The sequence below is a fragment of the Burkholderia sp. FW306-1C-G01B genome (genome assembly GCF_058781685.1).
On sequence record NZ_JBYSWZ010000019.1, the window covers coordinates 170,443 to 183,190 of the forward strand.

The 12,748-nt window shown below is 68.2% G+C and carries 9 protein-coding genes and 1 pseudogene; 6 read left to right on the top strand and 4 right to left on the bottom strand.

Features of this window, described 5'->3' with window-relative positions; genetic code table 11:
- The first annotated feature begins 12 nt into the window (after positions 1-12).
- From AC3WLY_RS30935 to AC3WLY_RS30945, 3 genes are all read left to right on the top strand, one after another.
- Positions 13-2,619 carry a circularly permuted type 2 ATP-grasp protein gene (locus AC3WLY_RS30935; RefSeq protein WP_425130832.1) on the top strand — a complete coding sequence of 869 codons (2,607 nt, stop codon included), beginning with the start codon at positions 13-15 and terminating at the stop codon, positions 2,617-2,619.
- Positions 2,613-3,656 carry a transglutaminase family protein gene (locus AC3WLY_RS30940; protein ID WP_492310679.1) on the top strand — a complete coding sequence of 348 codons (1,044 nt, stop codon included), beginning with the start codon at positions 2,613-2,615 and terminating at the stop codon, positions 3,654-3,656. The genes AC3WLY_RS30935 and AC3WLY_RS30940 overlap by 7 nt, the downstream gene beginning before the upstream one ends.
- Positions 3,657-3,840: 184 nt before the next feature.
- Positions 3,841-4,113 carry a hypothetical protein gene (locus AC3WLY_RS30945; RefSeq protein WP_492310680.1) on the top strand — a complete coding sequence of 91 codons (273 nt, stop codon included), beginning with the start codon at positions 3,841-3,843 and terminating at the stop codon, positions 4,111-4,113.
- Between the two features lie 64 nt (positions 4,114-4,177).
- On the opposite strand, the gene pip is transcribed toward AC3WLY_RS30945, so the two are convergent.
- On the bottom strand, positions 4,178-5,110 hold the full coding sequence (pip, locus tag AC3WLY_RS30950; RefSeq protein ID WP_492310681.1) for a prolyl aminopeptidase: 933 nt from the start codon (positions 5,108-5,110) through the stop codon (positions 4,178-4,180).
- A 333-nt stretch (positions 5,111-5,443) separates the two neighbouring features.
- Between pip and AC3WLY_RS30955 the strand changes: the two genes are divergently transcribed.
- Positions 5,444-6,595 (top strand): acyltransferase family protein, encoded by a 1,152-nt coding sequence (locus AC3WLY_RS30955; protein ID WP_492310682.1) that lies wholly within the window; start codon positions 5,444-5,446, stop codon positions 6,593-6,595.
- A gap of 46 nt (positions 6,596-6,641) precedes the next feature.
- On the opposite strand, the gene AC3WLY_RS30960 is transcribed toward AC3WLY_RS30955, so the two are convergent.
- Entirely contained in the window at positions 6,642-7,451 is an 810-nt protein-coding gene (locus AC3WLY_RS30960) for a PA3715 family protein (RefSeq protein WP_175958874.1), read from the bottom strand.
- A 333-nt stretch (positions 7,452-7,784) separates the two neighbouring features.
- On the opposite strand from AC3WLY_RS30960, the gene AC3WLY_RS30965 reads away from it, so the two are divergent.
- On the top strand, positions 7,785-8,213 hold the full coding sequence (locus AC3WLY_RS30965; RefSeq protein ID WP_310143551.1) for a VOC family protein: 429 nt from the start codon (positions 7,785-7,787) through the stop codon (positions 8,211-8,213).
- 34 nt (positions 8,214-8,247) lie between these two features.
- Positions 8,248-8,826, top strand: a pseudogene (locus AC3WLY_RS30970) (YadA family autotransporter adhesin); the annotation flags it as partial.
- Between the two features lie 115 nt (positions 8,827-8,941).
- On the opposite strand, the gene AC3WLY_RS30975 reads toward AC3WLY_RS30970, so the two are convergent.
- Positions 8,942-10,315 carry a TolC family outer membrane protein gene (locus AC3WLY_RS30975; protein WP_175958876.1) on the bottom strand — a complete coding sequence of 458 codons (1,374 nt, stop codon included), beginning with the start codon at positions 10,313-10,315 and terminating at the stop codon, positions 8,942-8,944.
- Positions 10,316-10,495: 180 nt separating this feature from the next.
- Positions 10,496-12,748, bottom strand: a 2,253-nt coding sequence (locus tag AC3WLY_RS30980) for a beta strand repeat-containing protein (RefSeq protein WP_492310683.1), incomplete at its 5' end; no start/stop codon positions are given.

Consider the following 12,748-nt stretch of genomic DNA (forward strand, 5'->3'; position numbering starts at 1 on the left):
GACCCCGACGCGATGCCCACGCTATTCGATACCGGCGCGCAGCCGGACGCCGCCGAACTGGCCGCCGCGCTTGCGGCGCCGGCGGCCGCCGGCCGTTACGACGAACTGCGCGGCAGCGCGGCCGGCCTGAACGCGCCTGCGCTCGCGCCCGCATGGCGCAGTTTCTTCACATCGATCGGCAGCGACGGCGTGGCCGACCTCGATCGCCGTGCCGACGCGCTGCACCGGCGCATGCGCGAGAACGGCCTGTTCTACCAGTTGCACGAGCAGCGCGCCGGCGACGGCGCGGCCGGCCCGTGGTCGCTCGACCTGCTGCCGCTGATCGTCACGCCCGAGGACTGGGTCGCGATCGAGCGCGGCGTGCTGCAGCGCGTGCGGCTGCTCAACGCGACGATGGCCGACCTGTACGGGCCGCAGACGATCCTGCAGCGCGGGCTGCTGCCGCCCGCGCTCGTGACCGGCCACCCGGGCTACCTGCGCGCGATGCGCGGTGCGCGCGTGCCGGGCGATACATGGCTGCACGTCGTCGCGTTCGATCTCGCGCGCGGCCCGGACGGGCAATGGAGGATCGTCGCGCAGCACACGCAGGGCGCGGCCGGGCTCGGCTATCTGCTCGAAAACCGGCTGATCGTGTCGCGGCTCTTTCCGCGCGGGTTTCGCGGGCTGCGCGTGCAGCGGCTCGCGTCCGCGTACCGCGCGCTGCTGCAGAGCATGCAGGCGCTCAGCCCGGCCGCCAGGAATTCGCGGATCGTGCTGCTGACGCCGGGGCCGCACAGCGCGACGTATTTCGAGCATGCGTATCTCGCGCGCTATCTCGGCCTCACGCTCGTCGAAGGCGGCGACCTGACCGCGCGCGACAACCGCGTATTCCTGAAGACGCTGCGCGGGCTCGAACCCGTGCACGGCATCCTGCGGCGCGTCGACGACGCGTGGCTCGATCCGCTCGAACTGCGGCCCGATTCGATGCTCGGCGTGCCGGGGCTGCTGCAGGCCGTGCGCGCGGGCAACGTGCTGCTCGCGAACGCGCCGGGCTCGGGTTTCCTCGAGTCGCCAGCCATGCTCGGCTTCATGCCGCGTCTCGCGGAAGGCCTGCTCGGCGAAACGCTGACGCTGCCGGCCGTGCATTCGTGGTGGTGCGGCGAGGCGGCCGCGTGCGACGACGCGCTGCCGCAGCTCGCGCGCGGCATCGTGAAGGCGTCGTATCCGGCCGACGTGCAGGCGGGCGGCCCGTTCGACCCGGTGATCGGCGCGCGGCTCACGCAGGCGCAGCTTGCCGACTGGCGCGCGCGGATACTCGCGCGGCCCGAACACTACACGGTGCAGGCCGACCTGCCGCTGTCGCAGGCGCCGACCTGGCCGGGGCACGGCACGCCCGACGGCAACGGCGGCGCGCGCATCGTGCCGAAGCCGCTGCTGCTGCGCGTGTTCGCGCTCGCCGACGGCGCGCAGCGCTGGCGGCTCCTGCCGGGCGGGCTGTCGCGGGTCGGCACGCGCGACACGCTGTTCAACGCGCCGATGCCGCACGGCGGCAGCACCGTCGATACGTGGGTGATGACCGAAGGCATCGTCGATTCGACGACGCTGCTGCAAACGTCCCTCGGCCCGGACGACCTCGTCGAGCGGCCGCGCGCGATCGCGAGCCGCGCGGCCGAGAACCTGTTCTGGCTCGGCCGCTACACCGAGCGCGCGACCAACCTGATGCGCCTCGCGCGCGCCGCGCTCGAACGGCTGCGCGGCGAGGACGACGTCGACAGCCCCGCGCACCTGGAACTGCTCGACACGCTGTGCCGCGACACGGGCCTGATCGCGGCCGACGCGCCGAACGCCGTCGATGCGCCGCGCGCGTTCCTGCACGCGCTCGCGACGTCGCTGACGCGCGGCGCGGATCGCACGTCGGGAATCGCGTCATGCCTGTTCGGGATGCGCGGCGCCGCCGCCGCGATTCGCGAACGGCTGTCGAGCGATCAGTGGCGGTTGATCGACGACGCGACGCAACTGTTCGCGGACAGCGCCGACCATCCGGAAGCCGACGAGCAGATCGGCAACGAGGCGCTGCAGCTGCTGGAGCGCCTCGGCCTGCTGCTCGGCGCGATCACGGGCGCGCAGACCGACCACATGACGCGCGACGACGGCTGGCGGCTGCTGTCGATCGGCCGGCAGATCGACCGGCTGGACTTTCTGTGCAGCGTGCTGAAGTTCGCGTTCGACGAAGGCGCCGTGTACCGGCAGGACGGCTTCGAGCTCGTGCTGGAGCTGTTCGACAGCACGATCACGTTCCGCTCGCGGTTCCAGCGCGGCTTCGACGTCGCGCCGCTGCTGTCGCTCGTCGTGCTCGATACCGACAACCCGCGCTCGCTCGGCTGGGTCGTGCAGGCGCTGCGCGGCCGGCTGGCGAAGGTCGAGCGCAGCGAAGGCTATGCACTGTCCGAGCTGGCCGAGACGATTCCGGACGTGCCCGCGTGGTCGCTGCACGAGCTGTGCGAAACCGCCGACGGCGGCCGGCACGACAAGCTGCTCGGCATGCTCGATGCGACGGCGAAGGCGGTCTGGGAGCTGTCGAACCGGATCGGCGAGCGTTATTTCAGCCACGTGCGCGAGGCGGGCAGGACGCTATGGTGACGACGAAAGGCACGACGAAAACGCCGCCGGGTTCCGGGAACGGACGACAGGCAGCGGCGCCGGCCGCGCCTGCTGCACCCGCCGCCATTGCGCCCGGCCGATTGCTGCGCGTCACGCACGATACCGAATACCGGTACGCGGCGCGCGTCGAATCGGCGCAGCACCAGGCGCGCCTGCAACCGCTCGCGACGCCGCGCCAGCAGGTGCTGTCGTTCTCGCTCGACATCAACCCCGCGCCGGAATCGATCTGCACGGAGATCGACGCGTTCGGCAACGCGCGCGCATCGTTCGCGCTGAACCAGCCGCACGACGCGCTGCTCGTGCGCAGCCGCAGCACGGTGCGCGTGACGCCGCCCGTGTGGTCGCTCGGTGTGCGCGGCGAGCCGCCGCCCGCGATCGCTCGTCCCGACGGAAAGCAGGCGACCGCATGGGAAGCCGTGCGCGACCGCTTGCGGTTCCGCGCGGGGCAGCCTTACGACGCGGCGAGCGAATTCGTGTTTGCTTCGCCGCACGTCGCGTGCGACGTCGAACTCGCCGCGTATGCGGCCGCGAGCTTCACGCCGCAGCGGCCGCTCGTGCAGGCCGCATGGGACCTGATGCGGCGCGTGCACGCCGATTTTGCATACACGCCGAACAGCACCGACATCACGACGTCGGCACTCGATGCGCTGCGGCTGCGCAAGGGCGTCTGCCAGGATTTCGCGCACGTGATGATTGGCGCGCTGCGCTCGCTCGGGCTGGCCGCGCGTTACGTGAGCGGTTATCTGCTCACGCAGCCGCCGCCCGGGCAGCCGCGGCTGATCGGCGCCGACGCGTCGCATGCGTGGGTCGAGGTGTATGACCCGGCGTGGCCCGAGGACAACGGCTGGCTGCAGCTCGATCCGACCAACGACCGCGCGCCGGGCGACGACTACGTGATGCTGTCGATCGGCCGCGACTATGCGGACGTGACGCCGCTGCGCGGCGTGATTCGCGGCGGCGGCGCGGATCAGGAGCTGAAGGTCGGCGTGACGGTCGAGCCGCTCGACACGCCGTGATGTCGCGCGATGCCGCCCGCCCGGGCGATTCGCCGTTTAAGTCTTCGTTAATTCTGCACGCCTAGCATGATCCTGCCGGCGAACGGATCGAGCTTCGGTCCGGCACCGGCGGCACGCGCGGGTGCGTCGACGTCACGGCGCCGCGCCGTCGCGCCTCGCCATTCCCCAGCAACGGCGGCAGATCATGATCAAGAACTTCGACTACACGCTCGGCAGCGAGACGATTGCGCTCTGCGCGAGCTTTGGCGCGGGGCCGGCGTTGCGCCGCGTGCTCGTGAGCCGCGCGGATTCGATGGAGACGCTGGTGGTGCTCGACGCGCGCGGCCTGTCGGGCCTGCTGAAGGTGGCGACCGAAGAGCCGGAAGGGCTGCTCGACGACGCGATCCGCAAGGTCGGCGACGAACAGCTCGTCGAGCGGGCGATCAGCGGCAGGACCATCGTCGAAACCGTATTTTGATCGGGCGGCGCGGCGCGTGCCGGCACGCATGGCCGCACGCGCCGCGTTGAGTGTGTCGTGTTGATTAATCGGCGAACCGGTCTGTTGCCGCGAGCAGCGCCTGCAGGATCCCCGGCTCGTTGTATGCGTGCCCGGCGCCGGGCACGATCTCGAACGTCGCGTCCGGCCACGCCTTCGACAGGTCCCATGCGGTGCGCGCGGGCGTTGCGATGTCGTAGCGGCCTTGCACGATCACGCCCGGGATGCCGGCGAGGCGATGCGCGTCGCGCAGCAACTGGCCTTCTTCGACGAAGCCCTTGTTGACGAAGTAGTGGTTTTCGATCCGCGCGAACGCGAGCGCGTAGTGGCCGTCCGCGAAGTGCGCGGCGAGCGTGGGATCGGGCAGCAGCGTGATCGTGCGGCCTTCCCAGATGCTCCATGCGCGCGCGGCTTCGAGTTTCGCGGCTTCGTCGCCGCCGGTCAGCCGGCGATGGTAGGCGGCCATCAGGTCGCCGCGCTCGGCCTCCGGAATCGGTGCAAGGAACGCTTCCCACAGGTCGGGGAACAGCCACGACGCGCCTTCCTGGTAGTACCACAGCAATTCCGCGCGCCGCATCGTGAAGATGCCGCGTACGATCAGCGCGCTCACGCGTTCGGGATGCGTTTCCGCGTACGCGAGCGACAGCGCGCTGCCCCACGAGCCGCCGAATACGAGCCATTGCTCGGCGCCGACCATCTCGCGCAGGCGTTCGATGTCGGCGACCAGATGCCACGTCGTGTTGTTCTCGAGGCTCGCATGCGGCGTCGAGCGCCCGCAGCCGCGCTGGTCGAACAGCAGGATGTCGTAGCGCTCCGGGTCGAACAGGCGGCGATGGTCGGGGCTGCAGCCCGCGCCGGGGCCGCCGTGCAGGAACACGGCGGGCTTGCCGGCCGGGTTGCCGCAGCGTTCCCAGTAAATGAGATGGCCGTCGCCGGTGTCGAGGTGGCCGTGGGCGTAGGGTTCGATCGGTGGGTACACAGACAGGCTCCGGGTGAGGGTCGACAGGAGGCGGACGAGGCGCGGGCCGGTGTGCGGGCGGGGCACGGCACGGTGGATATTGCGGCGCCGCAAAAAAACTCGTTGCGTGGGCATCGGACCGGCCGCCGCCGGACAAGGCTTGTCATTATGCCCATTCGCCGCCGCGGACGTCGGCTCGCCACGGTGTGCGCCGTCGCCGGTGTCCGCCCCGGGATTTTTGAAGTAATTTCATTCCGATATTTTTCATACAAAATCCCGGCGGCATATCGGTGTCGCCGAATCGGGGCACCGGCCTATCTCCTGCTCCTTTACCGTGCCAACGGGAACCAGCCGATGAACCATCGCGTCACGCAGTTGACCGGGTTGCGCGCCGTCGCGGTGACGATGGTTGTCGTCGGCCATGCCGAGCACATGCTGCCGGGCGGCTACACGGGCTGGTTCGCGCCGTTGCGGCTGATCGCCGACGGCCGGCTCGGCGTGCTGATCTTCTTCGTCCTCAGCGGCTTCCTGATCACCAACGTGCTGCGCGCCGAGTTCGCGCGCACGGGCGGCATCGCGCTGACGTCGTTCTACGTGCGCCGCGCGCTGCGGATCTGGCCGGCCTGCTATGTCTATCTCGCGGCGGTCGCGATCGTGGCCTTCGCCGGCTGGTTCGACGTCGATCGCCGGCAGTGGCTGTATGCCGCGCTGCACCTGTGGAATTACTCGGCGTGGTTCGGGCTGACCGGCGACAAAGCGCTGCATCCGGACGGCGCGTGGTATCTCGGCCATTTCTGGTCGCTCGCGCTCGAGGAGCAGTTCTACTGGTTCTGGCCGCTGCTGTTCGTGTACGGCGCCCGCCGCGGCGGCACGCGCTGGCTGGCCGCGCTGATCCTGATCGTGCCGCTGGTGCGCACCTTCACGTATTTCGCTGCGCCGGCGCTGCGCGGGCAGCTCGCGATGATGCTCCACACGGGCGTCGATTCGATCCTGATCGGCTGCTATGCGGCGCTCAACCGCGAACGGCTCGAAGCGTGGATCCGCTCGTGGCGCGGCGAGACTCGGATCGTGACGGCGATTGTCTTTATCGTGCTGCTCGGCATGCCGCTCGCCGAGCATCGGCTCGGCGGCTTCTGGAATGCGACGTACGGTGTGACGCTCGAAGCCGCGCTGATCGCGATCGTGATCGTCGTGCTGAATTTCCGCAGCGAGTTCTGGTGTGCGCGCTGGCTACGCGCGAGGCCGGTCGTGTTCGTCGGCACGATCTCGTTCAGCCTTTATCTGTGGCAGCAGCCGTTCGCGAACCCGGCCCTGCCGGTCGCGCATGCGTTTCCGCTTGGCATCGTGTGGGCGCTGCTGGCCGCGACGGCCAGTTATTTTCTCGTCGAAAAGCCGTTCCTGAGGTTGAAGGATCGGTATACGGCGCGCGAGGCGCGACGTGTGCGCGACGATGCGTTGCTCGGGCCGGTGGCGACGGACACGATCGGGCCGAAGGTGGTGGAGTAGGTCGACGGCGAGCAAGCGTGCAGGGCAGTGCGACGCGGCCGCTGCGTCACTTCATCGCCGAAGGCGGATACCAGAAGGTTCGGAACATGTCGATGCCATACGACTTGCCGTCGTAACGCACGACCGTGCGCGCCGTTCGCTTGCCCGTGTCCGAATATTCGCCGTCCTTGCGCTGCGTCTTCGTGATGCGGGCCGTGATCGACAAGTCCGCGAAGCCGTGGCTCGACGTTTTCTCGACGGCGATCGTCATGCGTGCGTCCTCGCTGCGCGCATCGCCGACGCCGGCGCCGCAGGCCGTGCCTTCGCTGCTGACCCAGCCGTAGAGGTTGGTGCCGAACACCGGGCGGATGCGGGTGCCTTCACGTACCCACAGCGTCAGTTCCTCGCTCGCGCTGGCATCGGGGCAACTCGGCCCGCGCGCGCTGCTCGTGAACACGACACCGAACGCGCGCACGTCGGGCGATAGCCGGTAGGGCGCCGTGTCGATCCGATAGCTGTTCTCGTCGATCTCCGTCGCCGCATCTTCCTGGACCACTGTCCGCTCGGCCGCCACGACCTTGCCGCCCTCGACCAGCGCGACGACCTGCAGCTTGGCGCTGTCGTCCGGGTTCTTGCTTTTCGGAAGCGAATCGAACGCCACGGCCGCGATCGTCGTGCCCGGCGCGTTCGGCATGACTTTGCACGCCGACGCGACGACGAGCCGGTTCGTGTCGCGCGTGGCGATGCGTGCGCTGGCGATGCCGGCCCAGCGGGCGACGGCCGTGACGGTATCGTCGCCGCAAGGCTGGCTGTCGGCGGCGTGGGCGGTGGGCGCGGCGGCGAGCGCCAGCAACGGAACGAAGCGACGGATTTTCATGGTCTCGATGGAAAAACGGGTTCTTCGCAGATTTCCTGGGAGTGCAGGGTAGGGAGTCGGTTTTCGGCCTCTACGGCCGCTCGACCAAAGCCGGAAAGGGGCAATCGAGCGTCAGCAGTACGCCTGTGACGTGACGCACAGTATGCCGCGAGCGCTACGCACCCGCCCGATCGCTGTTCGCTGCCGGGCGGAGATGCCCGCCGGTCACCTGAAACAGGCCTACACTCGTCCATGCCCTGCGTTGCATGAATACTGCCGCCACATCAGATCGACGGGCGCGGGCGGACATGTTCGTTCCTCATGGCGCCGCTCATTCGCGGCGAAGGAGAAGCCATGGAAGAGATCCCAAAAACCACGGCCTTGTTCATCGCAGGCTTTGGTCCGATTGTGATTGAAGCCCAGGCAAGCCGCGATCTCTACAGCCGGGCCTTCGGTATCCCCTTCAAGGAAGAGAGAGGCGGCTACCTCCATACGGAGAGTCTGAAAGGCGCAAACACTTTCGCCTTGTGGCCGCTCTCTCAGGCCGCTCAGTCGTGCTTCGGCACGGATTCGTGGCCTCATGACGTACCTATCCCACAAGCCTGGATTGAGTTTGATGTCGACAACGTCGAAGTGGCTACGGCAGAACTTGAATCACGAGGGTTTCGGATGCTGGTCAGGAACCGGAATGAGCCGTGGGGCCAGACCGTCAGTCGCTTCATCGGGCCGGAAGGATTGCTGGTAGGGATCACCTTTACGCCATCGATGCGGGAAGAGAAATGATGGTGGCCACAGTGGCAGTCCTGCGTGGCGATGACTGAAGACGGCGGCGGTCAACGACCAGATCCGGGCGGCGGCGACCGATGCGAACACGACGTGGATCGCGCGTGCCGATGCCGGTTCGATCGGCTCGACGGCGACGGCAACCGGCAAGAACGCGGTGGCGGTCGGCCAAGGCTCGGTTGCGGATCGCGATAATTCGTTCTCGGTCGGCGCGAAGGGCAACGAACGGCAGGTCACGAACGTGGCGGCCGGCACGGCGCCGACCGACGCGGTGAACGTGCAGCAGCTGAACGACAACCTCAATGCCGCGTCGACGCAGGCGAAGGGCTACACCGACCAGCGGATCGGACAGGTGTACAACTCGTTCAACGACCTGAAGAAGGACATGTACGGCGGCGTGGCGTCGGCGATGGCGGTGGCCGGTTTGCCGCAGCCGACGGGGGCCGGGCGCTCGATGGTGTCGGCGGCGACGTCGAACTATCACGGGCAGCAAGGCTTCGCGGCCGGATATTCGTACGTGACGGAGAGCAATCGCTGGGTCGTCAAGGCGTCGGTGACGGGCAATACGCGCTCGGACTTCGGTGCGGTGGTGGGCGCCGGCTATGAGTTCTGATGCGGCGCGACGGACGTTGAACGTCGGGTGTCGGGCATGCGGACGATGCCCGACACCGCGGGCAACGTCGATGACTGAAGGGCCCCGGGCGAGCGATGGCGACCCCGGGGCCTCGTCATTTGCCGGGCTCGGATGCGCGCCGGTCGAAGGCCACCGCCGGCTGCACGCCGCCGGCGCCCCACGCCTGCGCCGGTCGCGCGACGTGCAGCGTGTCGAGCAACTGCCCCATCCCGGCGAACACGCGGTACGCGCTCGCCACTTCCGCGTACTGGCCGCTGATGTAATCGATGCGCGCGCTGTAATACTCGTTCTCCGCGTTGAGCAGGTCGAGCAGCGAACGTTGACCGATGCCGAACTGCAACAGGTACGCTTCGCGCGTCGATGCGCTGGAATCGACGTACTGCTTGAGCACGACCAACCGGTCGCGTGCGGTGACGTACGCGTTGTAGGCGTGCGATTCGCCTTCCGCGATCTCCAGGCGCGTGCGGTTGCGGTCTTCCTCGGCCTCCCGGATCTGCGCATGCGCTTCGCCGATATGCGCCTTGTCGGCGCCGCCCTGAAACAGGTTGTAGCGCAACCGCAGCATCACGCGGCGGTCGTTCGTCGGACCGAGCACGCCGTCGCGGTCATGGCTCGCGCTCAGCTCCAGATCGATGCGCGGCCAGAGTGCGGCCTTCGCCGCGTCGTAGTGCGCATTGGCCTGCGCGACGTCCGCCTCGGCCGCCGCGAGGGACGGGTGGTTCGCCAGCGCCGTATCCAGCGCGAATCGTTCCGTCGGCGGCAGCGCGGCTTCCGGCGCGACCGGCTTGACGAGCCCGTTCGGCGGCACGCCCACCAGCCGCGCGTAGGCCACTTCGGCGTCTTTCAGGTTGCTTTGCTCGGAGCGCAAGTTGTCCTGCGCGAGCGCCAGCCGGCTTTCCGCCTGGTAAAGGTCGGCGCGCCGGCCGACGCCGCGGTCGCTGCGCAGCTTGATCTGATCGTGGATCCGGCGGTGGGATTCCAGGTTGTCGGTGGCGGCGGCGACCGTTTCCTGGCGACGCAGGACTTCCAGGTACGCGCCCACCACGCGTAGCGCCACGTCCTCCGAGGTTGACGCGACGCGATTCGCGGACGAGTCGATGCGTGCCCGTTGCCGCGCCACTTCGCTCCTGACCGCGAAACCGTCGAACAGCATTTGCGACAACGTCACGCTGGCCGTCCGGTGCGTGAACGTCGTGCGGTTCAGGCCGAGCAGACGCGTTTCGACATCGTCGCGCTGCTCCTTGCCGATCGCCGCGTCGACGTCCACACGGGGCAGGTAGCCGGCTCGCGCCTGTTTCAGGCCTTGATCCGCCGCTTCCCTGTTGTATGTCGTGGCAAGGACCTCGGGGTTGGTCCGGATCGCCTGCTCGACCGCTTCCTGCAGGCTTTGCGCGGCGGCGGGCGCGGCGGTGCCCGCGAGCGCTGACGCGAATGCGAGCACGGCAAGCAGAGGGCAGTTCTTGTTCATCGACTGTTTCCTGTCGCCCGACGGTTGTATGCAGCCAGCCCTGGGCACGATCAAACATTGCGCGATGTCGGCGATCATGCGACCGGCCATCGCGACAGATACATCATACACACTGCCGCGAACGACGATCCGGAAGAGAGTGCGTCCGTCGGACGTCGGTCACGGGGTATTCCGAACGGCTCAAACCTCCTGAACGTGCGGCAGCGGCGGCGGCACGTAAGTGACCACGGTGCCGCTGCCCTGATCGTGCGAGAGCTGGAAGCTGCCGCCCGACAGATTGCCTTGAAGCGCGACCTGCGCGGTGTGGGCGCCGTCGCTGACCGTGAGCGTGCCGCCCGTTCCCGTGTCGTTGGCCGTGAAGCTCAGCGTCGTGTGGTCGCCGAACAGCACGTCGGTCAGGTCGAGCGAGTCGCCGGCGCCGAAGCCGCTGACCGTGCCGGTGAAACCGGCGGACTGATCCAGCTTGAGCGTGCCCGCGGCGCCATCGGCGAACGTCGTGTTTTCCGCGGACGCGCCGCCGAACTCGAGCGTTGCGCTGCCGCTGATCGTCGCGCTGCCGGCGCCCGTCACGTCGCCGTGGATCGTCAGGTTGCCGTTGTTGGCCCACAGGTTGCCCGTGTTGTTCACCGCGCTTTCGATCACGAGGCCGCCGCTGCCCGTCGCCTCGAGCGTGCCGGCGTTGGCGACCGCGTGCGTGCCCGTGTCGATCACGAGCGCGTTGGCGCCGTCGGCGACGATCGTTCCTTCGTTGACGAGCGTCAGCTGGCCGGCGCCGATCTGGCCGGCACCCGTGATCGTGTTGTCGACGTTCACGAGCGTGGCATCCGGCGTGCTGCCGAACACGACGTTGTGGCCGTCGTCGGACAGCGTCACGTGCCCGCCGCCTTCCAGCGTCGCGCTCTTCGGGAGGATCTCGAAGCGGGTGATGTCGCCGGTCGAACCGAGTGCGATCGTGCCCGTGTTCTCCACGGTCCCGCCGATCGGCAGCATCGCGCCGTCGCTCACCGTCATGGTGCCGGCGTTCTGTACGACCGGTTCCTGGTCGAACACGAAGTTGTCGCCGGTGAGGTCGGCCGAATGCACGCCCGTTACCGTGATGGTGGCGCCGTCGCCCAGCGTGATCACCGCATTGCCGTTCGCGTCGTCTGCCAGATGCGCCTGGACGTCGCTGAAGCTTGCGATGCCCGTGAAGCCCACGAGATCGATCTTGTCGGCGGCGAGGTCGAACGTGTGCAGCGTGTCGTTGCCGATCGGCTGCGAGAAGACGAACAGGTCGTGGCCGGCGGACCCCGTCAGTTGGTCGTCGCCCGACCATGCGAAGATCGGCGCGTTGGCCGCGTACGCTTCGACGTTGTCCGCGATCGTGGCGGCCGCATGGCTGCCGTCCGCGGCCGTCCAGGTTTCGGTCACCGTGAGCACGGTGGCGCCGGTGAAGGATGCGGCCGGCGTGATGGTGAGCGCGCCGAGGTCGCCTGTCGGCACCAGCCATGCGCCGTTACCGAGGTCGGTGCCGGCGTTCAGCGTCCAGCCGGACGGGATGCCGGCGATCGTCACCGCGAGGTCGGGCGCGTGGCCGGACGGATCGGCGAGCGCCAGGTTGATCGCCGAGCCGGCGACCCCGGCGGGCGCCGCATGCGTGGACGACAGCGAGTTGCCCGCCGTGTCCCATTCCGTCACGGTGACGGAGTCCTTGTTGAGATTGAGGCTCTGTTGCGAGTAGGTCCAGGTTCCGGCGGTTTGCTGCGTCGCGGTGTAATCGGCGTTGGTCGTGTTGTCGTGGATCAGGACTTTCCAGACATCGGACGTGTCGGTGTTGGCCGTCACCGCGTGGCCAGCGAATTGCCAAGACAGCGTCGACGGGGCGGCGGTGTCGAGCGTGAAGCTGAAGCTCGTGGTATTCGAGATGTTGCCCGCGACATCGATCTCGCGAACCTGGACGTTGTTCACGCCTTGGACGGCGCTGAAGCTCGTGTTCCAGTGCGCGCCGTTGTCGACGCTGTATTGAACCGTGGCGCCGGTTTCGGTGCCAGTGACGTTCAGCGTGCCGATGTTGGTGATGTGGTCGGTGGCGCTACTGCCGGAATCGGTGGTCAGCGCAACGCCGGGCGCGGCAGCCGAGGTATCGAGCGTGAAACTGAACGACGTGGCCGACGACGTGTTGCCCGCGATGTCGATCTGTCGAACCTGCACATTGTTCACGCCTTCGAGGGCACCGAAACTCGTACTCCAATGCGCACCGTTATCGATGCTGTACTGAACGGTTGCGCCGGTTTCGATGCCTGAGAGATTCAACGTACCAATGTTGGTGATGTGGTCAGTGGCGCTGCTGCCGGAGTCGGTGGTCAGAGCGACACCAGGCGCGGCGGCCGAGGTATCGAGCGTGAAACTGAACGACGTGGCCGACGACGTGTTGCCCGCGATGTCGATCTCTCG